The 21,377-nt window shown below is 59.8% G+C and carries 17 protein-coding genes; 10 read left to right on the top strand and 7 right to left on the bottom strand.

Going from position 1 to position 21,377, the window contains the following annotated elements; genetic code table 11:
• Positions 1 to 10 precede the first annotated feature (10 nt).
• Positions 11 to 856 carry an AAA family ATPase gene (locus LIS66_RS06875; protein ID WP_227973868.1) on the bottom strand — a complete coding sequence of 282 codons (846 nt, stop codon included), beginning with the start codon at positions 854 to 856 and terminating at the stop codon, positions 11 to 13.
• Positions 857 to 1,081: 225 nt separating this feature from the next.
• Here LIS66_RS06875 and LIS66_RS06880 point away from each other — a divergent pair, with 225 nt between their 5' ends.
• A complete protein-coding gene (locus tag LIS66_RS06880; protein WP_227973869.1) occupies positions 1,082 to 1,579 on the top strand; it encodes a helix-turn-helix domain-containing protein in 498 nt (165 codons plus the stop codon).
• Here LIS66_RS06880 and LIS66_RS06885 read toward each other — a convergent pair.
• Positions 1,576 to 2,652, bottom strand: a complete 1,077-nt coding sequence (locus LIS66_RS06885; RefSeq protein ID WP_064362520.1) for a DUF748 domain-containing protein — start codon at positions 2,650 to 2,652, stop codon at positions 1,576 to 1,578. The genes LIS66_RS06880 and LIS66_RS06885 overlap by 4 nt on opposite strands.
• Before the next feature lie 141 nt (positions 2,653 to 2,793).
• Between LIS66_RS06885 and cysK the strand changes: the two genes are divergently transcribed.
• Positions 2,794 to 3,768, top strand: a complete 975-nt coding sequence (cysK, locus tag LIS66_RS06890; protein WP_064362519.1) for a cysteine synthase A — start codon at positions 2,794 to 2,796, stop codon at positions 3,766 to 3,768.
• A gap of 184 nt (positions 3,769 to 3,952) precedes the next feature.
• The gene (locus tag LIS66_RS06895; protein ID WP_039760974.1) at positions 3,953 to 4,891 is read left to right on the top strand and encodes an aspartyl/asparaginyl beta-hydroxylase domain-containing protein; all 939 of its coding nucleotides are present in this window, start codon (positions 3,953 to 3,955) and stop codon (positions 4,889 to 4,891) included.
• Between the two features lie 46 nt (positions 4,892 to 4,937).
• On the opposite strand, the gene LIS66_RS06900 is transcribed toward LIS66_RS06895, so the two are convergent.
• Positions 4,938 to 5,114: a hypothetical protein gene (locus LIS66_RS06900; protein ID WP_156889235.1), complete on the bottom strand. Its 177-nt coding sequence runs from the start codon at positions 5,112 to 5,114 to the stop codon at positions 4,938 to 4,940.
• Positions 5,115 to 5,157: 43 nt separating this feature from the next.
• Positions 5,158 to 5,694 (bottom strand): hypothetical protein, encoded by a 537-nt coding sequence (locus LIS66_RS06905; RefSeq protein WP_227973870.1) that lies wholly within the window; start codon positions 5,692 to 5,694, stop codon positions 5,158 to 5,160.
• A gap of 447 nt (positions 5,695 to 6,141) precedes the next feature.
• Here LIS66_RS06905 and LIS66_RS06910 point away from each other — a divergent pair, with 447 nt between their 5' ends.
• Complete coding sequence (locus LIS66_RS06910) at positions 6,142 to 7,005, top strand: DMT family transporter (RefSeq protein ID WP_227973871.1); 864 nt, start codon at positions 6,142 to 6,144, stop codon at positions 7,003 to 7,005.
• 119 nt (positions 7,006 to 7,124) lie between these two features.
• Here LIS66_RS06910 and LIS66_RS06915 read toward each other — a convergent pair whose 3' ends face one another.
• Positions 7,125 to 8,033, bottom strand: coding sequence for a DMT family transporter (locus tag LIS66_RS06915; RefSeq protein WP_227973872.1), 909 nt, complete (start codon positions 8,031 to 8,033; stop codon positions 7,125 to 7,127).
• Between the two features lie 214 nt (positions 8,034 to 8,247).
• On the opposite strand from LIS66_RS06915, the gene aceK reads away from it, so the two are divergent.
• The 5 genes from aceK to LIS66_RS06940 all read left to right on the top strand — a co-directional run bounded on the left by aceK (position 8,248) and on the right by LIS66_RS06940 (position 16,446).
• Positions 8,248 to 9,969: a bifunctional isocitrate dehydrogenase kinase/phosphatase gene (gene aceK, locus LIS66_RS06920; protein ID WP_227973873.1), complete on the top strand. Its 1,722-nt coding sequence runs from the start codon at positions 8,248 to 8,250 to the stop codon at positions 9,967 to 9,969.
• 135 nt (positions 9,970 to 10,104) lie between these two features.
• The gene (hrpA, locus tag LIS66_RS06925) at positions 10,105 to 14,016 is read left to right on the top strand and encodes an ATP-dependent RNA helicase HrpA (RefSeq protein ID WP_227973874.1); all 3,912 of its coding nucleotides are present in this window, start codon (positions 10,105 to 10,107) and stop codon (positions 14,014 to 14,016) included.
• 328 nt (positions 14,017 to 14,344) lie between these two features.
• A complete protein-coding gene (locus LIS66_RS06930) occupies positions 14,345 to 15,466 on the top strand; it encodes a beta-ketoacyl-ACP synthase III (protein WP_042607449.1) in 1,122 nt (373 codons plus the stop codon).
• Between the two features lie 135 nt (positions 15,467 to 15,601).
• Positions 15,602 to 16,213, top strand: a complete 612-nt coding sequence (locus LIS66_RS06935) for an RNA polymerase sigma factor (RefSeq protein ID WP_042607450.1) — start codon at positions 15,602 to 15,604, stop codon at positions 16,211 to 16,213.
• Positions 16,207 to 16,446, top strand: a complete 240-nt coding sequence (locus LIS66_RS06940) for an anti-sigma factor family protein (RefSeq protein ID WP_042607451.1) — start codon at positions 16,207 to 16,209, stop codon at positions 16,444 to 16,446. The genes LIS66_RS06935 and LIS66_RS06940 overlap by 7 nt, the downstream gene beginning before the upstream one ends.
• Before the next feature lie 175 nt (positions 16,447 to 16,621).
• Here LIS66_RS06940 and LIS66_RS06945 read toward each other — a convergent pair whose 3' ends face one another.
• Positions 16,622 to 17,944 (bottom strand): putative porin, encoded by a 1,323-nt coding sequence (locus LIS66_RS06945; RefSeq protein WP_039760990.1) that lies wholly within the window; start codon positions 17,942 to 17,944, stop codon positions 16,622 to 16,624.
• 281 nt (positions 17,945 to 18,225) lie between these two features.
• Between LIS66_RS06945 and LIS66_RS06950 the strand changes: the two genes are divergently transcribed.
• Positions 18,226 to 19,350: a GNAT family N-acetyltransferase gene (locus LIS66_RS06950; protein WP_227973875.1), complete on the top strand. Its 1,125-nt coding sequence runs from the start codon at positions 18,226 to 18,228 to the stop codon at positions 19,348 to 19,350.
• A gap of 108 nt (positions 19,351 to 19,458) precedes the next feature.
• Here the strand turns inward: LIS66_RS06950 and LIS66_RS06955 are convergent, their stop codons facing one another.
• Entirely contained in the window at positions 19,459 to 21,291 is a 1,833-nt protein-coding gene (locus LIS66_RS06955; protein WP_227973876.1) for an ABC transporter ATP-binding protein, read from the bottom strand.
• Positions 21,292 to 21,377: the final 86 nt, after the last annotated feature.

Raw genomic sequence — 21,377 nt, forward strand, 5'->3', positions numbered from 1 at the left:
CAGCAGCCTCTTAGCGGGTGCCGCGACGGCTCATGAACGCCAGGCGCTCAAGCAGTTGCACGTCCTGTTCGTTCTTCACCAGCGCACCGGCCAGCGGCGGGATGGCTTTGGTCGGGTCGCGCTCGCGCAGCACCGCTTCGCCGATGTTGTCGGCCATCAGCAGTTTCAGCCAGTCGACCAGTTCCGACGTTGAAGGTTTTTTCTTCAGGCCCGGTACCTTGCGCACGTCAAAGAACACGTCGAGCGCTTCGCTGACCAGATCCTTCTTGATGTCCGGGTAGTGCACGTCGACGATTTTCTGCAGGGTAGTGCGGTCGGGGAAAGCGATGTAGTGGAAGAAGCAGCGGCGCAGGAAGGCGTCCGGAAGCTCTTTCTCGTTGTTGGAGGTAATGATGATGATCGGGCGCTTCTTGGCCTTGATGGTCTCGTCGACCTCGTAAACGTAGAACTCCATCTTGTCGAGTTCTTGCAGCAAGTCATTGGGGAACTCGATGTCAGCCTTGTCGATTTCGTCGATCAGCAGAATCACCCGCTCCTCGGACTCGAACGCTTCCCAGAGCTTGCCTTTCTTCAGGTAATTGCGCACGTCGTGGACTTTTTCATTGCCCAACTGCGAGTCGCGCAAACGGCTGACCGCGTCGTACTCGTACAGGCCCTGATGGGCCTTGGTGGTGGACTTGATGTGCCAGGTGATCAGCTTGGCACCGAACGACTCGGCCAGTTGCTCGGCGAGCATGGTCTTGCCGGTGCCCGGTTCACCCTTGACCAGCAGCGGCCGCTCCAGGGTGATGGCGGCGTTGACTGCCAGCTTCAGGTCATCGGTGGCGACGTAGGCCTGGGTGCCTTCGAACTTCATCTGCAAATCCTCGAACGGTAACGCCAACCTTACGGGCAGGGCGGGAGCGAATAATCGGATGCCCGACTATAACGCGCACGCCGCTCGACTGTGAACGCAGACGGCGTATTCAGTCTCTGAATGGGGCGTCACATGTTGACTCAGTCTCGGCGGATGGCCAGTATTCCGGTATCGCCGATTTGGCGATAGCCTTTCTTACTTGGTAGATAAAAAGGCAGAAAATCGATGTTACCCATGAAACGCCCGCGTCTGCGATCTGCGCACGTCCTGTCGGATTTCAGGTTGGCGCTGACATTTATCAATGGTCAGGAACTGACAGTTGATCTGGGGATGGATATCCATACTTATCCAGGTCTGCGGCCACTGCTTGATCGCGAAGTCTTCGCGACTGCCGTAGTCAGTGACGATGGCTGGATCGTCGAATGGCTAGAGCCCGACATACAGATTGGCGCAGACACCTTGTACATGGATGCGCTGGCGCAAAATGCCCAAGACGAGAACACGCGCATTTTTATCGACTGGCGCGCCCGTACGGGACTTTCGCTCAGTGAGGCGGCCGAGGCGCTGGGTGTGAGCGCTCGGAGCATCAGCCGTTACAGCAATGGGCGTGAGGCAGTGCCACGTTCTTTGGCGTTGGCCTGTCTGGGCTGGGATTCGCTGCAACAGCGCTCATCGATCGCGGCCGAAGACACTGGTAGATATGTCGTCAACCGCAAAACTTAACCCTCATCCGGCTTCGGCCTTTCATACCGCGCATTGAAGGCCTGGATAAACCCGTTGCGCAAAATCTGCAAAAACGCCTCGAACGCGTTGACGTTCTGCTGGTGCACATTGCCACTGAGTTGGACCCGGGTGGCGAACTGGTTTTTGTTCTGGTTTTTCAGAACGGTCTCGGTGCCGCCGACCAGTGCTTCCCAGACCGAGCGGAACAGGCCTTTGTTCTTGTTCTCGACGTCCTGCTGCCAGTTGAAAACGTCGACGTCGCGCAGCAGGGGTTTGATGTAGCCGGTGAGTAGGGCTTTCTCTGCCTTGGCTTCGATGACCACATCGCCGTGGCCGGCGTTGAAGTCGAACTTGCCATAGGCCGAGGCGAAGTCGTTCATGCGTTTGAGCTCAATGTCGCGGGCACGCAGGCGGAATTCGAAGTCTTCGAAGTTGCTCAACGGATCGAAGGTGGCGGTGGTTTCCAGTGGCGCGTGGCCCAGCAGCAGCGCCTTGCCTTCGAAGCGGGCGTCGCGCTTGCCTTCCTTGTCGACCACGTTGGTCAGGTTGTAGATGCTGGCGTTGACGTTGCTGGCATTCATGTTCACCGGCGGCTTGGAATTGAAGTTGCGAAAAGTGATACGGCCGTCGTTGATCTGCACTTCATCGAGGGTGATCGGCAGCAGCTTGCCCAGTTGCTCGCGCCAGTCGGTGCCCTGACCGGTCTGCGAGTTCTGCTTGTTGGGGCCGCCGTCGACAAAGTTGATTTCGGGATTGAGGAACTGCACCTGCGCAACCACGGCATGGTCGTACCACAGCGAATGCCAGCTCACCGAGAGGTCGATCAACGGCGCATCGACGAACGGCACCGGCACCTTGCCGTCGACCTTGACGATTTTCAGACCGTTGATTTTGTACGCACCGCGCCACAGTGCGAGGTCGACATCGGTGATCTGGCCACGGTAATCACCCATGTCCGCGAGCTTGTCATTGAGGTAGTCGCGTACCAGATAGGGCAGGGCGAAGTGCAGAGCGACCAGCAGCACCACGACACCCGCCAGGGTCCAGAGCGGCCAGCTGTAACGACGTTTCATGCCATTGTTCCTTCAAGAGTGTGCCTTGACGATTCAAAGCGATTGACTGCGTGCGTTCGCAGACGTTCGCCCCGACTGGACTGTGATCGGTAACAGGCTTACCTTGAAAGGCTGAATTCAACGCTGCATAAGGACCCAGCCATGAGCCGTATCTACGCTGACAACGCCCACTCCATCGGCAATACGCCGCTGGTCCAGATCAACCGCATCGCGCCGCGCGGGGTCACGATCCTGGCCAAGATCGAAGGGCGCAACCCCGGTTACTCGGTCAAGTGCCGGATCGGCGCCAACATGATCTGGGACGCCGAAAGCAGCGGCAAACTCAAACCGGGCATGACCATTGTCGAGCCCACCTCCGGTAACACCGGCATCGGCCTGGCCTTCGTCGCTGCTGCGCGTGGCTACAAACTGATGCTGACCATGCCGGCGTCGATGAGCATCGAGCGCCGCAAGGTCCTCAAGGCCCTGGGGGCGGAACTGGTGTTGACCGAGCCGGCCAAGGGCATGAAGGGCGCCATCGAGAAAGCCGCGGAAATCGTCGCCAGTGATGCCGACAAATATTTCATGCCGGCGCAATTCGATAACCCGGCCAACCCGGCGATACACGAAAAGACCACCGGTCCGGAAATCTGGAATGACACCGATGGGGCCGTCGACGTGCTGGTGGCTGGCGTCGGCACCGGCGGAACCATCACCGGCGTCTCGCGGTATATCAAGAACACCGCCGGCAAACCGATTCTGTCGGTGGCTGTGGAGCCTGCGTCTTCGCCGGTCATCACCCAGGCGCTGGCCGGTGACGAGATCAAGCCTAGCCCGCACAAGATTCAGGGCATTGGCGCCGGTTTTGTGCCGAAGAACCTGGATCTGTCGATGGTCGATCGTGTCGAGCAGGTGACTGACGAAGAATCCAAGGCCATGGCTTTGCGCCTGATGCAGGAAGAGGGGATTCTGTGCGGTATTTCCTGCGGTGCCGCCATGGCGGTGGCAGTGCGTCTGGCGGAAACCCCGGAGATGCAGGGCAAAACCATCGTCGTGGTGCTGCCGGATTCGGGTGAGCGTTATCTGTCGAGCATGTTGTTCAGTGACCTGTTCACCGAGCAGGAGAACCAGCAGTAATCCTGTTGATTCAGGTCAGCCGAGGTTCAGGCGCTGCATGTTAATAAAGGCTTTGTTGCGCGATGCATAACACTGAATCTTGTATCAGGCGGGTTTTTCCCGGAGCCGGTAGTGTTTATCATGGCCGGCTGCCATGCCGGGAAATGGGCATTGCGCAGCGTTGTCTTTATTCAAGGAGTCGTTGATGACCGTTTCGTTTGCCGCCAAGGCGTTTGTGCTGTTGCTGTTTCTGGGCAGCACGCTCTATGTGCATTTGCGCGGCAAGGCGCGTTTGCCGGTATTGCGCCAGTTCGTCAACCACTCGGCGCTGTTCGCCCCGTACAACGCTTTGATGTACCTGTTCTCCGCAGTGCCGTCCAGACCGTATCTGGATCGCAGCAAGTTCCCGGAACTGGATGTGCTGCGCGATAACTGGGAAACCATCCGCGACGAAGCCATGCATCTGTTTGACGAGGGCTATATTCGCGCCGCCGAAAAGAACAACGACGCCGGTTTTGGCTCGTTCTTCAAGAAAGGCTGGAAGCGCTTCTATCTGAAGTGGTACGACAAACCGCTGCCATCGGCCGAAGCCCTGTGCCCGAAAACCGTGGCACTGGTCAGTGCCATTCCCAACGTCAAGGGCGCGATGTTCGCGCTGCTGCCGGGCGGCAGTCACCTCAATCCGCATCGTGACCCGTTCGCCGGCTCCCTGCGTTATCACCTCGGTCTGTCGACACCTAATTCTGACGATTGCCGGATCTTCGTCGACGGTCAGGTTTACGCCTGGCGCGACGGCGATGACGTGATGTTCGACGAGACCTACGTGCACTGGGTCAAGAATGAAACCGATCAGACTCGCGTCATTCTGTTCTGCGACATCGAACGCCCACTGAGCAATCGCCTGATGACCCGCATCAATCGCTTCATCAGCGGCTGGCTCGGCCGCGCCACTGCGCCGCAGAACCTTGATGATGAACGCGTCGGCGGCATCAACCAGGCTTATGCCTGGAGCAAGAACTTCAGCGACCGTTTCAGCGGCGTGGTCAAACAGTGGAAACGCCGGCATCCCAAGGCCTACCGCGTCATGCGCCCGGTGCTGGCGGTGCTGGTGCTGACGTTGTTGGGGTATTGGCTGTTTGGTTGAGGCTGGATCAGGCAATGAAAAACCGCTCTTTGGGAGCGGTTTTTTGTTAGCGGAAGGAAAAGGACGACCCGGCTAATACGCCGCTTGGCTCTTCAACGGCTGGATTGGCCAGTGCATTCCTGATGCGATGCATGTCGGTTTCAGATAACTCAACAGATGGCTGCTTTTTCTCCATCTTTCTGGATTTGGAGTTTGATGCTTTCTTTTCAACGACAGCTTTCATGGGATCTCCGACGTTGATGAGTAAATGAGCAGGTGCTCAGATACTAGACTTGGTCAATGCGCTTCACAAGACGGCCCTCAGAGTCGAATTCGAAACCCAGTTGACGGTATAGAGGTATAGCTCCCGAAAGAGGCTCCTGAATTTCGATCTGCTGGCTGCCGATGATACGGGCGAAGTGAGTGACCGCAGTCAGGGCGAAGGTCGCTATGCGGCTCTTGAGTGGGTGTTCGTCTGGCTGCCCCTCAAGACGCACAATCCTGACTCTCAGCCGGCTTTGGTTCGGATTGGCGAAACAAAGTCCGCACAGTTCACGATCAAACCAGATTGCCAAATCGAAGCTCATTGGTTCTTTGGCTTTCCATCGGACAATTTCCTCCCAGCAGAAATGCGGATCGAGCCATTGCTCATAAGCTTTCATGGCGGACGCATCAATCGCCTCGAAGTGAACCCTGGAATAATCAACGTCAACAATTGCGCGCGTCTCAAGTTCGCTGTGTAGCTTCGCAAATGTAAGTGCGGCCCGCTTCCTGGCCTCTGACCGATAAACCTGATACCGCAAATACGTCCGTTCCCTTGGCATATGATCTCTTGCATTCCATGTCTCCTGACAATCCATTGCCACCGCCAATCACCCTAATCATCCCGCCCCAAACTGTCGCTGCCGGCCCTTTGCCCAAGTCATTGCAATCTGTGTCCCGGGCTGGTTATAGTCAGCCCGCTTGAGCGCCGTGCTCACGCTTTCATTTCCTCAATAAAGATCTGCCTCCATGCCTGCATCCCTCATCAATGCGGTAGTCGATTCAGCGGTCAACGCTGGCGTCGTGCCGTGCGGGAATCAGCAGCCTGTGCAGATCAGTCATTACCCTCCACCTGTCAGTAGCCCGCCGGTGTGCGCAGTTGTATCGCCGCCGGGCGTTGGTGTTCGGGGCTGATCGGCAGTTTCTGCTGACCCCTGCGCCCGCCAGAAAAAACTACTGGATTTCAGCTTCGGCTGAGTTGGCTTCTTGCCTGACTACAGGTGGTATTCATGTTTGTCCTTTCGAAACAATCCGTGCTCGCGGCGGCGTCCACGAGCCTGTTCGTTCTGCTGTGGAGCAGCGGGGCGATTTTCTCCAAATGGGGCCTGGCCCACGCTTCACCCTTTGCCTTTCTGTTGATTCGCTTCGCCATCGCCCTGTGCGGGCTGTTGCTGCTGGCGCCGCTGCTCGAGTTGAAGTTGCCCAAGGGCGGCAAACCGATGCTGTTTGCGATCACCACGGGGTTGGTGTTGCTCGGGGCGTATCAGATTTTTTATCTGTTGGCGCTCGACTGCAAAGTCACGCCGGGGGTGATGGCGACTCTGATGGGGGTACAGCCGATCCTCACGGTGGTGCTCATGGAGCGTCAGCGTTCGGCGAGCCGTCTATTCGGCCTGGGGCTGGGGCTGGCCGGGTTGATCATGGTGGTTTATCAGGGCATCGGTCTGGCCGGAATGTCCTGGGCTGGCATGTTGTTCGGCTTGCTCGCGCTGGCGAGCATGACCCTGGGCTCGATCATGCAAAAACGCATCACCGACAATCCTCTCGGCACGCTGCCAGTGCAGTATCTGGCGGGGCTGTTGCTGTGTGCGATCTTCGTGCCGTTCCAGCCGTTCCACTTCGAGCACAGCACAGGTTTCATCGTGCCGGTGTTGTGGATGGGCCTGGTGGTCTCGGTGCTGGCGACGTTGTTGCTGTATCGGCTGATCGCGCGGGGCAATCTGGTGAACGTCACCAGCCTGTTCTATCTGGTGCCGGCGGTGACAGCGGTGATGGATTATCTGATTTTCGGTAATCGGTTGGCCGCGTTGAGTGTGCTGGGGATGCTGCTGATCATTATTGGATTGGCTTTTGTGTTCCGTAAAACCGGATAAAAGAAAGATAAGCGGTGGCTGTTCGGGCGCCATCGCGAGCAGGCTCACTCCTACAGGGGAACGTATTCCAACTGTAGGAGTGAGCCTGCTCGCGATAGCGATTTTGCCAACAAAGCGGATTACCGATTGATCATCTCACCAGGCTTCACCACCGCCGGCTTCAACACCAGCCACAACGCCGCTGCAATCAGCAACCCGCCATAAATGTGCGCCATCGACAACGGCTCATCCAGCAACAACGCCCCCCACAACACGCCGAACGGCGGGATCATGAAGGTGACGGTCATCGATTTCACCGGGCCGATCGAGCTGAGCAGGCGGAAATAGATGATGTAGGCAAACGCCGTGCAACCCAGACCCAAGCCAAGTAGCGACAGCCAGAGGTGCCAACCGCCCCAACTGACCGGCGGTGCAGTGATCACGCTGTAGGCGAACAGCGGAAGCAAGAACAACGTCGCCCCGAGCATGCTGCCCAGTGCCGACAAACGGCTGTCCAGCCCACCGGCCTGATCCAGCCAGCGCCGCGCGAGAAATCCGGCAAAGCCATAGCAAGTAGTTGCCAGCAGGCAGGCAACCGCGCCCATCAGCAGTTGCAGGTCGAAGGCCACGGGACCCGCCCGCGTCAATACGCCGACGCCGAACAGGCCGAGGAATACGCCGCCCAGCTTCGCAATCGTGAGTTTTTCGCTGAAGAACAGACCACCAATCAACACGCCCATCAGCGGCGTGGTGGCATTGAAAATCGCCGAATAGCCGGCCGGTAGCACTTGCGCCGCCACCGAATACAGCGTCGCCGGGATCCCCGAGTTGATCACCCCCAGCAGCATCACGGTTTTCAGCTTGCCCTTGAAATCCCAGCTGATGCGCATCAGCCCAAGGATCACCAGCAACCCGGCGGCCGCAATCGACACGCGAAAGAACCCGGTCGGGATCGTGCCGATCACCGGCGCAATGATGCGCATGAACAGAAAGCTCGCGCCCCAGATAGCGGCCAGCGACAACATACGGAAAATATCGACAGGGCTCACGGCGGGCTCCTTCCTTGATCGGGACGAGAGTGTTGCCGAGCGTCCGGATCATGGCAACCGCTATTCGGGCTTTTAATTTTGCCTGCCGATGCATCGGCTAGAGAAAGCGCGTCAACGGTCAGCCCTGTATCGGTTTTGGCAGAAATTGCGCTTTTCCTGCGAGCCGTTCCGTGACTAAGCTCAGACGAATCGAATTCCCGCCGAGGTTTCCTCTATGTCGCAGCAATGGCCAGCCACCGAGATCGCCCGGATGATCCTCTCCGGCTTCGACGATTACCGCGAGCATTTCCGTCGCATCACCGATGGCGCGCGGGAGCGCTTCGAGCAGGCGCGCTGGCAGGAGGCGCAGGCCGCGTCGGCGGCGCGGATCAGTCTGTATGAGGAAAAGGTCGGCGAAACCGTTGCTCGCCTGCGCGAGTATTTCGACGAAGAAGCGCTGATGAACGTCAGCTGCTGGCCGCTGGTGAAAAGCGCCTATATCAGTGTTATCGATCTGCGCTTCGACGATGAGCTTTCCGAGACCTGGTACAACTCGATTTTCTGCGGGTTGTTCAGCCACGACCTGATCAGCGACGGCTGCATGTTCATCCATACCACGCGCCCGAGCCTGCGCCGAGCCCGCGCTGCGCAAACCCGCACGTACAAGCCGCAGGGCCAGTTGTCCGCCATGCTCGCGAGCATTTTTGCCGATTACCGCTTCAGCGAGGATTACGCTGATCTGCCCGGCGACTTGCTGCGGCTCGAAGCGCAGTTGCGCGAAAACCTGCCGGACTGGGTGTGCAAGGACCCGGAGCTGAGCGTCGAGCTGTTTTCCTCGGTGCTTTACCGCAACAAGGGCGCCTATCTGGTCGGGCGCATCTACACCCGCGATGAGCAATGGCCGCTGGTGATTCCGCTGCTGCACCGCGAAGGTCGCGGCATTCAGATCGACGCGTTGATTACCGACGAAGCCGATGTGTCGATCATCTTCTCTTTCACCCGCTCTTATTTCATGGTCGATGTGCCGGTGCCGGCGGAGTTCATCGGTTTTCTGCGACGCATTTTGCCGGGCAAGCACATCGCCGAGTTGTACACCTCGATCGGCTTCTACAAGCACGGCAAATCCGAGTTCTACCGCGCGCTGATCAATCACCTGGCCAACACTGACGACCAGTTCATCATGGCCCCGGGCGTGCGCGGCATGGTCATGAGCGTGTTCACCCTGCCGGGTTTCAACACCGTGTTCAAAATCATCAAGGACCGTTTCTCACCGTCGAAAAACGTCGACCGCGCCACAGTGATCGAAAAGTATCGGCTGGTGAAAAGCGTCGATCGGGTCGGGCGCATGGCCGATACCCAGGAGTTTGCCGACTTCCGTTTTCCTCTGAGCAAGTTCGATCCGGCGTGTCTGGAGGAATTGCTAGAAGTCGCGCCGTCGACGGTGTCGGTCGAGGGCGAAACCGTGCTGATCCGCCACTGCTGGACCGAACGCCGGATGACCCCGCTCAATCTCTATCTGGAAAATGCCAACGACGCCCAGGTACGTGAAGCGCTGGAGGATTACGGCCTGGCGATCAAGCAATTGGCCGCGGCGAATATTTTCCCCGGCGACATGCTGCTGAAAAACTTCGGCGTCACCCGCCACGGGCGAGTGGTGTTTTACGACTACGACGAAATCTGCTTTCTGACCGAGGCCAACTTCCGCCACATCCCGGCACCGCGCACGCCGGAGGACGAAATGGCCTCCGAACCGTGGTACTCGATCGGCCCGCTGGACGTGTTTCCCGAGGAGTTTCCGCCGTTTCTGTTCGCCGATGCCGGGCAACGCAAATTGTTCGATCAGTTGCACGGCGAGTTGTATGACGCCGATTACTGGAAGAGCCTGCAGGAGGCGATTCGGGCGGGGAAGGTGATTGACGTCTTCCCATATCGGCGCAAAGGGCGCGATAGCGAATAACAGCAGCGGCAAGCGCCAAGCTACCAGCTGCAAGTCACAACGGCTTCTTACTTGCGGCTTGTAGCTTGGCGCTTGCAGCTGCTTTTCTGCGACAATCCGCCCCCTGCATAAATAGACGACCGAATTGCCTACCCGATGACCGACGAATCGCCCTCCATCGACAAACTGCTGAAAAACCTCGATCACGCCATGCTCGCCGACCGTCACCGGCTGCGGCGGCAGTTGCTTGAGCTGCGCAAGAAGCCCGACGAGGCCAAGCTGGCCCAGTGGGTGGCGCGGATGCAGGCGTCCTGTGATCAGGTGCTGGCGCGCCGTGCCAGCCTGCCGGTGATTCGCTACGACGACAGTTTGCCGATCGCGGCCAAACGCGACGAGATCAAAAAGGCCCTGGAGCAACATCAGGTGCTGATCATCGCTGGCGAAACCGGCTCGGGCAAAACCACTCAGTTGCCGAAAATCTGTTTGGAAATCGGTCGCGGCCAGCACGGTCTGATCGGCCATACCCAGCCGCGTCGGATCGCCGCGCGCAGCGTCGCCAGCCGCGTCGCCGAAGAACTCGGCACGCCCCTCGGTGCACTGGTCGGCTATCAGGTGCGCTTCGAAGATCAGAGCGATGCCAACACCCTGATCAAGCTGATGACCGACGGCATTCTGCTGGCGGAAACCCAGAACGATCGTTACCTCGAACGCTACGACACGATCATCGTCGACGAAGCGCACGAGCGCAGCCTCAACATCGACTTCCTCCTCGGTTACCTGAAAACCCTGCTGCCGCGTCGCCCGGATCTGAAAGTCATCATCACCTCGGCGACCATCGATCTTGAGCGTTTCTCCAAGCATTTCGATGATGCGCCGATTGTTGAAGTGTCCGGTCGCACGTTCCCGGTGGACACCTGGTATCGCCCGCTGACGCTGGAGCAGGACGAGGAGGGCAACCGGGTCGAGGACGACCTTACCGTCGATCAGGCGATCCTCGCCACCCTCGACGAAATCGCCGCCTACGAGCGCAGCGAACGTCGCAGTCCGGGTGATGTGCTGGTGTTCCTGCCCGGTGAGCGCGAGATTCGTGATGCCGCGGACATGCTGCGCAAGGCCCAGCTCAAGCACACCGAAATCCTGCCGCTGTACGCGCGTCTGTCGCCGGCCGAACAGCAGCGGATTTTCCAGTCGCACCCGGGCCGTCGTGTGGTGCTGGCGACCAACGTCGCCGAAACCTCGCTGACCGTTCCGGGTATTCGCTATGTGATCGACAGCGGCACCGCGCGCATCAGTCGCTACAGCTATCGGGCCAAGGTCCAGCGCTTGCCGATCGAAGCGATTTCCCAGGCCAGCGCCAATCAACGCAAAGGACGTTGCGGGCGAGTCGAGCCGGGTATCTGTGTGCGTTTGTACAGCGAAGAGGATTTCCTCGGTCGTCCGGAATTTACCGCCCCGGAAATTCTGCGCACCAACCTCGCCGCCGTTATTTTGCAGATGCTCCATCTGCGTCTCGGCGAAATCACCGCGTTCCCGTTCATCGAACCGCCGGACGGCAAGGCCATCAGCGACGGTTTCAACCTGCTGCAGGAGCTTTCGGCGGTGGACCGCAACAGCCAGCTGACGCCGCTCGGTCGACAGTTGGCGCGCTTGCCGGTCGACCCGCGCATGGGCCGCATGCTGCTCGAAGCGGCCAAACTCGGCAGCCTGCAGGAAGTGCTGATTGTCGCCAGTGCGATGTCGATTCAGGACCCGCGCGAGCGTCCGCCGGAGCGTCAGCAAGCGGCGGATCAGGCCCATGCGCAATGGAAGGATCCGGATTCGGACTTCGCCGGGCTGGTCAATCTGTGGCGTGGTTTTGAAGAACAGCGCCAGGCGCTGACCGCCAATCCGCTGCGTAACTGGTGCCGGAAGAATTTCCTCAATTACCTGCGCTTGCGCGAGTGGCGAGATTCCCATCGTCAGTTGAGCCTGATCTGCCGCGACATGCAGCTGAGCCTGAACAAAGAGCCGGCGGATTATCCGAAACTGCACAAAGCGGTGCTGGTCGGCTTGCTCAGCCAGATCGGCCAGAAAACCGAAGACGGCGATTACCTCGGCGCGCGGCAGCGGCGCTTCTGGATTCATCCGTCGTCGGGCATCGGCAAGAAGCGCCCGCAGTGGCTGATGACCGCCGAACTGGTGGAAACCACCAAGCTTTACGCGCGCATGGTCGCCAAGATCGATGCCGACTGGATCGAACCGCTGGCCGGGCACCTGATCAAGAAGAACCACTTCGAACCGCATTGGGAAAAGAAGCGCGGCCAGGTCGTGGCCTACGAGCAGATCACCCTGTTCGGCCTGATCGTCGTCGGTCGCCGCCCGGTGCATTACGGCCCGGTCGATCCGGTGGTCTCCCGTGAGCTGTTTATCCGCGAAGGGCTGGTGCGCGGCGAGATTCAGTCGCGGGCCAAATGCCTGAGCGCCAATCAGAAACTGCTCGAGCAGCTCGACGAACTCGAGGCCAAGGCGCGCCGTCGCGATATTCTCGCCGACGAGGAAACCCTCTACGCCTTCTACGATGCGCGTCTGCCGGCGGAAATCCACCAGACCGCGACGTTCGACAGTTGGTACAAGGTCAACAGCCAGAAAGACCCGCAACTTTTGATCATGCGCGAAGAAGACGTGCTGGCCCGCGAGGCCAGTGAAGTCACCGCCCGTGATTACCCGGACACCCTGCACATCGGCGATCTGGAGCTGGCGCTCACTTACCATTTCGAACCGAATCACCCGCGCGATGGCGTGACCTTGCGCGTGCCGGCGCCGCTGCTGCCGATGCTGCCACCGGAGCGTCTGGAATGGCTGGTGCCGGGCCTGATCGAGGCCAAGTGCATTGCCTTGGTGCGGAACCTGCCGAAAGCCCTGCGCAAGAATTTCGTGCCGGTGCCGGACTTCATCAAAGCCGCGCTGCAGCGCATGACGTTCGCCGAAGGTTCGCTGCCGCAAGCGCTCGGTCGCGAACTGCTGCGCATGACCGGCGCACGGGTCAGTGATGAGGCGTGGGCGGAAGCCGCGCAACAGGTCGAAAGCCATCTGCGCATGAACCTGGAAATCGTCGACGGCCAAGGCAAGTTTCTTGGCGAAGGTCGCGATCTGGCTGAGCTGACCGCACGCTTTGCCGAGGCCAGTCAGGCCGCGCTGGCGGTGCCGCAGAGTGCGAAAAGCCAGCAACCGGTCGAGGCGAAGGTTTTCGCGCCGGTGGCGGAAAAGACCCAGCAGAAGATCGCCGGGCTGTCGATGACGGTTTACCCAGCGTTGGTGGAAGAGGGCGGCACGGTCAAGGAAGGGCGGTTCTCGACCCCGGCCGAAGCCGAGTTCCAGCATCGTCGCGCCTTGCAGCGCTTGTTGATGCAGCAACTGGCCGAGCCGGCCAAGTTCCTGCGCGGCAAGTTGCCGGGGCAGACTGAACTGGGCTTGCTTTATCGTGAGCTGGGCCGCGTCGATGCGCTGGTGGAAGACATTCTGCTGGCCAGCCTCGACAGTTGCATTCTCGAAGGCGAAGACCCGCTGCCCCGGGATGGTGCCGGGTTGGCGGCATTGGCCGAGCGCAAACGCGGCAACTGGACCGAGCACGCCGAGCGCGTGGCGCGGCTGACCCTGGAAATCCTGAAGATCTGGCACGGTCTGCAAAAACGCTTCAAGGGCAAGATCGATCTGGCCCAGGCCGTAGCGTTGAATGACATCAAGCAGCAGATCGGCAATCTGGTCTATCCGGGCTTCGTCCGTGAAACGCCGATGCAATGGCTCAAGGAGTTGCCGCGTTACCTGAAAGCGGTCGAGCAACGTTTCGAGAAACTCGGCGCGCAGGTGCAGAAGGATCGGGTCTGGAGCGGCGAACTCGCGGGCCTGTGGGCGCAATACCAGAGTCGCGCGGCCAAGCATGCGCAGGAAGGCAAGCGCGACCCGCAACTGGAGTTGTACCGCTGGTGGCTGGAGGAATACCGCGTCTCGCTGTTTGCCCAGCAGTTGGGCACGAAAGTGCCGATCTCCGACAAGCGCCTGAGCAAACACTGGAGTCAGGTCGAACCCTGACCTTCAGAGTTTGTGTAATCCCCTGTGGGAGCGTGCCTGCTCGCGAAAGCGTCATGTCTGGCACCCTTTGTGTGACTGACACACCGTCTTCGCGAGCAGGCTCGCTGCCACATCGGGAATGGCGGAATGTCGGGAATGGCGCCAAAAGCCTAGGTTTATGGCAAACTTCGCCCCCATAACCCGCCGTTTCGCGACCCAGAGCCTTCGGCCGTGTCGCGCTGCGGAATAAAACGATGCCAGGTTTGCGTCCCCCGGATGGGAATAGACCCTTTGCGTGTTGGTACGACGGTTCCAGCACTTTCTGCCTGAACAGATTAGAGAAACGACCATGCATAACGTCGTCATCAGCGGCACCGGCCTGTACACACCGGCCAACAGCATCTCCAACGAAGAGCTGGTGCAGTCTTTCAATACCTACGTCGCCCAGTTCAACGCCGATCACGCCGAGGCCATTGCCAGCGGTGAAGTCCAGGCCCTGACCGAATCCAGCGCCGCATTCATCGAAAAAGCCTCGGGCATCAAGAGTCGCTTTGTCATGGACAAGGACGGCATCCTCGATCCGCAACGCATGGCCCCGCGCCTGCCGGAACGTTCCAACGACGAATGGTCGGTGCTCTGCCAAATGGCCGTCGGCGCGGCTGAACAAGCGCTGCAACGAGCCGGCAAAACCGCAGCCGACATCGACGGCGTCATCGTCGCTTGCTCGAACCTGCAACGCGCTTATCCGGCCATCGCCATCGAAGTCCAGGAAGCACTGGGCATCGAAGGTTTCGGTTTCGACATGAACGTCGCTTGTTCTTCGGCCACCTTCGGCATCCAGGCCGCCGCCAACAGCGTGCAACTGGGCCAGGCGCGGGCGATCCTGATGGTCAACCCGGAAGTCTGCACCGGGCACCTGAACTTCCGTGACCGCGACAGCCATTTCATCTTCGGCGATGCCGCGACTGCGGTGATCATCGAACGCGCGGATCTGGCGACCTCGCCGTACCAGTTCGACGTGGTCAGCACCAAATTGCTGACCAAGTTCTCCAACAACATCCGCAACAACTTCGGCTTCCTCAATCGCGCTGCCGAGGAGGGTGTGGGCGCCCGCGACAAGCTGTTCGTGCAGGAAGGCCGCAAGGTGTTCAAGGATGTCTGCCCGATGGTTGCCGAGCTGATCGGCGAGCATCTGGAAGAGAACCAGCTCAACGTCGGCGACGTGAAACGCTTCTGGCTGCACCAGGCCAACCTGAGCATGAACCACCTGATCGTGCGCAAGCTGCTCGGCCGCGAAGCCAGCGAAGAAGAAGCGCCGGTGATTCTCGACAGCTATGCCAACACCAGCTCGGCCGGTTCGGTCATTGCCTTCCACAAATACCAGGATGACCTGGCCTCGGGTTCGCTGGCGGTGTTGAGCTCGTTCGGTGCCGGTTACTCGATTGGTAGTGTGTTGCTGCGTAAACGCTGAAACAGGTTAATTTCCCCTTAATCGCGTCGATCTTTCCTACATTCGAAGCGAGTGAAACGCTGTAATTTTTCGGACGTCGCGGCAGGTGAATACCTGCCGCGTTCATTTTCGAAGTCCGGACAAGGGGATTGATGGATGGCGGCTGATGACACCCAACTGCTCGCGCGCTTGCTGGCGGGGGAGCAAAAGGCTTTCAAGGAACTGGTTACTACCTATCAGAGCGCCATGCGCGCGGTGGCTTACGCGATTGTCGGCCAGCGTCATGTCGAGGAAGTCGTGCAGGATGCGTGGCTGTCGGTGGTGCGCCATCTGGGCAGCTTCGAGGGCCGTTCCAGCCTGAAGACCTGGTTGCTGACCATCACCGCCAACTCGGCCAAAAGTCGCTACAAGCTCAATCGCCGGGAAGTCCTGCTCGATGACCTGCCATCGCCGCACGGCACCATCGGCGACGATCGGTTTTCATCAAGCGACGGTCACTGGCTGGTGGCGCCGTTCGCCTGGCATCAGGACACCCCCGAAGCGCTGCTCACCGAAAACGAACTGCGCGAATGCCTCGAACATACGTTGCTGAGTCTTTCCGAGTTGCAGCGCAGTGTCTTGCTGTTGCGCGAACGCCAGGGCCTGGAGCTGGAAGAGATCTGTAATCTTCTGGAGATCTCGCTCTCCAATGTCCGCGTGCTGCTGCACCGGGCACGCTTGAAGGTTTTTGCGACCGTGGAACATTTTGAGGAGACGGGAGAATGTTGACCTGCAAGGAGCAAGTGGCACGATCCAGCGATTATCTCGACGGCCAACTGAGCTTTCGCGAGACGCTGATGGTGCGTCATCACCTGTTGTTCTGCCCCAACTGCCGGCGTTTCCTGCGGCAGATGCGCTTGATGCAGGCGACGCTGAAGGCGTTGCCGGAACAACCGGACGAGCATGTCGATGCGTTGGCCGAACGCCTCGCCGATCAACGACGAAAAGATAACCCCCTGTAGGAGCTGCCGAGTGAAACGAGGCTGCGATCTTTTGATCTTGTTTTCAAGATCAAGATCAAAAGATCGCAGCCTTCGGCAGCTCCTACAGGGGGTTCTGCATCCTGCAGAGACAATCCGGCGCGGATGAAACGAACGGATGATGGGGATCGTCCCGCCCGCACCGGGCTATCACTTTTTAGAACTTCGCTTCAGCATCCAGCTGCAGGGTGTTGGCATCTGCATCGCGCTGGCCGCGGCTGGCGAAGTCGGCCTTGGTCAGGAAGTACGTGGCGCCGACGGCGAAGTTCTTGTCGATGTCGTAACCGACCTTGAACTTGTGCCCGCGGGAACCGGTGGTGCCGTTGGCAAAGTCGGAGTCGGTGAAGGCGCCGACCACGGCGTTGCGCTGCACGTCACGGTAGTTGTAGTCGAGGTTGAAGCCGAAGACTTTCGACTTGGCACCGAGCAACCACGCAGTGTCCTGATCGGTCACGGCATCGTTGTTCTTCACGTACTGGCCGTAGAACGACAGCGGCATTGGCAGGCCGCCGATATCGATCTGGCTGAACCCTTCATACAGACGGAATTCGTTGTTCGCCGAGTTGCCGTTGACTGCCAGCGCGCACGGCGTCGAGGTGCCGGTGCAGCGGCTGTCTTCGTCGTTCTGGTAGGCGTAGACGCTACCGCCCAAAGTCATCTTCAGGTTATCGGTGATGTTGAAGCGGCTGCCCAACTGGCCAGCGGTCAGGCGCAGGTCGTGACGGAATTGCACGCCGTCGCCGTCAACGTTGTCCTTGAGGTTGTAGTTACCCAGGCTGCCGAACAGTTCGGCGCTGCCGCCCAGTGGGTACTTGTAGGTAACGGCCAGACCTTCCGGGTTGATGTCGCTGTCCCAGATCACGTCGCCCATGCTCACCCACGGTTGCAGCATCTTGCCGCCGATCACGTGCAGGTTCTTGATCTGATCAGGGTGGTAGTCGATGTAGCCCAGATCGAGCCAGATCTGCTTCTTGTCGAAGTAGTTGTCCTGGTCCTGGTTGGTCGAGCGGGCATCGTCGCCGCCGCCAGTGGCGATGCGGATGCCGGTGTCGACCTGTGGGTTGATCTCGGTGTAGGCGCCCAGACGTGCACGGATGCGCTGGCGATCCTTGTCGCGGCCACCGTTGTTCGGCTCGCCGTCGATCTTGATGGTTTCCTGACGGATGCGCACGTCACCCTTGAACTGGGTCTTGGCCGCCCAGGCCAGTTTCTGGTCGAACAGGCTCTGTTCGTTGGTCTTCTTCGCGACCGCTGCCACTTGTTCGTTGGTTTCCTGCTGCGCCTGTTGGGCGATTTGCTGAGCCTTCTGATCCTTGGCCAGTTCTGTTTGCAGCTCGATGTACTGCGCCTGGGAAATCGACCCGTTGGCCTTGAGCATGTCGAGCAGTTTGGCGTCGACTGCAGCACTGGCCGGAACGCTCATGGCCAGCAACAAGCCGCCGCACAGGGCCGCTGCAGTTTTCGTGGAAGCAAGACGCATAGCAATCTCCGAAGATGAAGGGGATGGCTGAACCATCCTGGGCACAACCGACCCGAAGGCCGGAAAACTGTGTCCGGGTTAGAACCCGGCGCTCTAAAAACAGGCGCCAGTATCGCGATGGTTTATGACAGAGCGGTGGCACAGTGATGGCAGGTTGATGACGATGCATATCCGGCGTGAACTATCGAGTTAGAGCGCTGTCGGCCGATTGAGCGTGTGCAACCGGGTCGCGATCAGCGATACTCGCCGGGCTTTGTCGCCAAGCTGTGGAGTGCCAGTGAATGCCGTTGCAACGCCTGCAAGACCTGTCAGAAATCGCCCCGGCCACTTGGGATGCGCTGGTCCCGGACAACCAGCCTTTTCTGCGCCACGCCTTCCTCAGTGCGCTGGAAGACAGCGGCAGTGTCGGCCCTCATTCAGGCTGGCAGCCCGAGCATTTGCTGCATATCGAAGATGATCGACTGATCGCCGCGCTGCCCAGTTATCGCAAGTGGCATTCCTACGGCGAGTACGTGTTCGATCACGGCTGGGCCGACGCCTGCGCACGTGCCGGCATCGATTATTACCCCAAGCTTTTGACGGCTGTGCCATTCAGTCCCGTGAGCGGCCCGCGCCTGCTGGCGGCCAGTGTCGAAGACGGTTTTGAACTGCTCAAGAGCCTGCCCGGCTATCTGGAGATCGAAGGGCTTTCCAACGCGCACATCAATTTCACTGACCCCTTCACCGACGCGGCGATGGCCGAGCAACCGGGCTGGCTGCAACGCATTGGCTGTCAGTATCACTGGCAGAATCGCGGTTACCGCGACTTTCAGGATTTCCTCGACGCCCTCAGCTCACGCAAGCGCAAGCAGATGCGCAAGGAACGCGAGCAGGTGGCGGGGCAGGGCTTTGACTTCGAGTGGCTGCAAGGGCGGGAACTGGACGAGGCGCAGTGGGATTTTGTTTACGCCTGCTATGCCAACACCTACGCGGTGCGGCGTCAGGCGCCGTATCTGACCCGCGAGTTTTTCAGCCTGCTGGCCGAGCGCATGCCCGAGGCGATTCGCGTGGTCTTGGCCAAACAGGGATCACGGCCGGTAGCAATGGCTTTCAGCCTGGTCGGCGGCGACAGTTTCTACGGGCGTTATTGGGGTTGCCTGGCCGAGTTCGATCGGCTGCATTTCGAGACGTGTTTTTATCAGGGCATGGATTACGCGATTGCCCATGGCATCCAGCGCTTCGATGCCGGGGCGCAGGGCGAGCACAAGTTGATTCGCGGCTTCGAACCGGTGATCACCCATTCCTGGCACTACCTGCGCCATCCGGGGCTGAAAGCGGCGGTGAAGGATTTCCTCCAGCAAGAGCGCGCCGGCGTTCTGGCCTATGCCGAAGAAGCGAGAACGGCGTTGCCCTATCGCCAGGCCTGACCTCTGTGGGAGCGAGCCTGCTCGCGATAGCGGTATGTCAGTCAATGTTATCAATGCTGACACTCCGCCATCGCGAGCAGGCTCACTCCTACAGGGGAATGTGGTGCATTAGTCGATGCCGACAAAGCCTCCGGTCTGGTGCGCCCACAACCGCGCATACAGGCCGCGATGCGCAAGCAATTCGGCGTGGGTGCCGCTCTCGGCGATCTTGCCGTTCTCCAGCACCACCAGGCGATCCATCCGCGCAATGGTCGAGAGACGATGCGCGATAGCGATCACGGTTTTGCCCTGCATCAAGGTCTCGAGGCTTTCCTGAATCGCCGCTTCCACCTCAGAGTCCAGCGCTGAGGTGGCTTCGTCCATGATCAGGATCGGCGCGTCCTTGAGCAGCACCCTTGCAATCGCGATGCGCTGGCGCTGACCGCCGGACAGTTTCACCCCGCGCTCACCGACGTGCGCATCGAAACCGGTGCGGCCTTCAGCGTCGGACAGCAGCGGGATGAACTCATCGGCGCGGGCCTTGTGCACCGCCTCCCACAGTTCGGCGTCGGTGGCGTCGGGTTTGCCGTAAAGCAGATTGTCGCGGATCGAGCGGTGCAGCAGCGAGGTGTCCTGAGTGATCATGCCGATCCGCGCACGCAGGCTTTCCTGGCCGACTTCGGCGATGTTCTGCCCGTCGATCATGATCCGCCCACCCTCTACGTCGTACAGGCGCAGCAACAGGTTGACCAGGGTCGATTTGCCGGCGCCGGACGGGCCGATCAAGCCGATTTTCTCGCCCGGTTTGATCGTCAGGTTGAGGTCGCCGATGATGCCTTTCTTCTTGCCGTAGTGAAAATCCACGTGTTCGAAACGCACTTCGCCCGAGGCCACGGCCAGCGGTTTGGCCTGCTCGCGGTCGGTGACGCCGACCGGTTGCGAGATGGTGCGCAGACCGTCCTGAACCATGCCGATGTTTTCGAAAATGCCGGTGACCACCCACATGATCCAGCCGGACATGTTGACGATGCGGATCACCAGACCGGTGGCCAGGGCAATCGCGCCGACGGTAATCAGCGACTGCGTCCACAGCCACAACGCCAGCGCCGTGGTGCCGACGATCAGCAGGCCGTTCATGGTGGTAATCGCCACGTCCATGCTGGTGACCACGCGACCGGCCAACTGTGCTTTGACGGTCTGTTCTTCGATGGCTTCCTTGGCATAGTGCTGTTCGAAGTTGGTGTGAGCGAACAGCTTCAGCGTGGCGATGTTGGTGTAGCCGTCGACGATGCGCCCCATCAGTTTCGAGCGCGCATCCGAGGCTTCCACCGAACGCTCTTTCACCCGCGGCACGAAGTAGTACAGCGCGCCGATGTAGGCGACGATCCAGGTCAGCAGCGGGATCATCAGGCGCCAGTCAGCTTCGGCGAACAGCACCAGCGAACTGATCGCGTAGATCACCACGTGCCACAGCGCGTCCACCGCTTGCACGGCAGAATCTCGCAGTGAATTGCCGGTCTGCATGATGCGTTGGGCGATGCGCCCGGCGAAATCGTTCTGGAAGAAATTCAGGCTCTGCTTGAGCACGTAGCTGTGGTTCTGCCAGCGGATCATGCTGGTCATGCCGGGGCTCAGGGTCTGGTGCACCAGCAAGTCGTGCAGACCGAAGAAAATCGGTCGCAGCACCAGGGCGACCACCAGCATCCAGGTCAATTCGAGGGCATGGTCGCTGAAGAAATTCGGGTTGGGCGTGCCTTGTGCCAGGTCGATGATGCGGCTCAGGTAACTGAACAGCGCTACTTCGATCAACGCGGCGAACAGGCCAACCACGAGCAGGGCGGCGAAACTCGGCCAGACCTGCTTCAGGTAATAGGTATAGAAGGGCCAGACACGGTCCGGCGGGGACGCCGTCGGGGCGTCGCGGAAGATATCGATCAGTTGTTCGAAACGGCGATAGAGCATCAGATAACCGCCCGGGATACGGGCTCTCCTTTTATCAGTGCGAGCGGCGCAGGCTCAGCCCGGCGCCGCTCGGTATGCCCGGCGAA

It is taken from the genome of Pseudomonas sp. HN2 (assembly GCF_020736465.1).
In the GTDB taxonomy this organism is placed as follows: domain Bacteria; phylum Pseudomonadota; class Gammaproteobacteria; order Pseudomonadales; family Pseudomonadaceae; genus Aquipseudomonas; species Aquipseudomonas moraviensis_A.

What these genes read in the sequence shown, in the direction of transcription:
- LIS66_RS06955 (WP_227973876.1), bottom strand. Translation starts at nt 21,291, where the DNA reads ATGCTCTATCGCCGTTTCGAACAACTGATCGATATCTTCCGCGACGCC.
- LIS66_RS06875 (WP_227973868.1), bottom strand. Translation starts at nt 856, where the DNA reads ATGAAGTTCGAAGGCACCCAGGCCTACGTCGCCACCGATGACCTGAAG.
- LIS66_RS06930 (WP_042607449.1), top strand. Translation starts at nt 14,345, where the DNA reads ATGCATAACGTCGTCATCAGCGGCACCGGCCTGTACACACCGGCCAAC.
- LIS66_RS06905 (WP_227973870.1), bottom strand. Translation starts at nt 5,694, where the DNA reads ATGCCAAGGGAACGGACGTATTTGCGGTATCAGGTTTATCGGTCAGAG.
- LIS66_RS06950 (WP_227973875.1), top strand. Translation starts at nt 18,226, where the DNA reads ATGCCGTTGCAACGCCTGCAAGACCTGTCAGAAATCGCCCCGGCCACT.
- cysK (WP_064362519.1), top strand. Translation starts at nt 2,794, where the DNA reads ATGAGCCGTATCTACGCTGACAACGCCCACTCCATCGGCAATACGCCG.
- hrpA (WP_227973874.1), top strand. Translation starts at nt 10,105, where the DNA reads ATGACCGACGAATCGCCCTCCATCGACAAACTGCTGAAAAACCTCGAT.
- LIS66_RS06900 (WP_156889235.1), bottom strand. Translation starts at nt 5,114, where the DNA reads ATGAAAGCTGTCGTTGAAAAGAAAGCATCAAACTCCAAATCCAGAAAG.
- LIS66_RS06935 (WP_042607450.1), top strand. Translation starts at nt 15,602, where the DNA reads ATGGCGGCTGATGACACCCAACTGCTCGCGCGCTTGCTGGCGGGGGAG.
- LIS66_RS06885 (WP_064362520.1), bottom strand. Translation starts at nt 2,652, where the DNA reads ATGAAACGTCGTTACAGCTGGCCGCTCTGGACCCTGGCGGGTGTCGTG.
- LIS66_RS06910 (WP_227973871.1), top strand. Translation starts at nt 6,142, where the DNA reads ATGTTTGTCCTTTCGAAACAATCCGTGCTCGCGGCGGCGTCCACGAGC.
- aceK (WP_227973873.1), top strand. Translation starts at nt 8,248, where the DNA reads ATGTCGCAGCAATGGCCAGCCACCGAGATCGCCCGGATGATCCTCTCC.
- LIS66_RS06895 (WP_039760974.1), top strand. Translation starts at nt 3,953, where the DNA reads ATGACCGTTTCGTTTGCCGCCAAGGCGTTTGTGCTGTTGCTGTTTCTG.
- LIS66_RS06945 (WP_039760990.1), bottom strand. Translation starts at nt 17,944, where the DNA reads ATGCGTCTTGCTTCCACGAAAACTGCAGCGGCCCTGTGCGGCGGCTTG.
- LIS66_RS06940 (WP_042607451.1), top strand. Translation starts at nt 16,207, where the DNA reads ATGTTGACCTGCAAGGAGCAAGTGGCACGATCCAGCGATTATCTCGAC.
- LIS66_RS06880 (WP_227973869.1), top strand. Translation starts at nt 1,082, where the DNA reads ATGTTACCCATGAAACGCCCGCGTCTGCGATCTGCGCACGTCCTGTCG.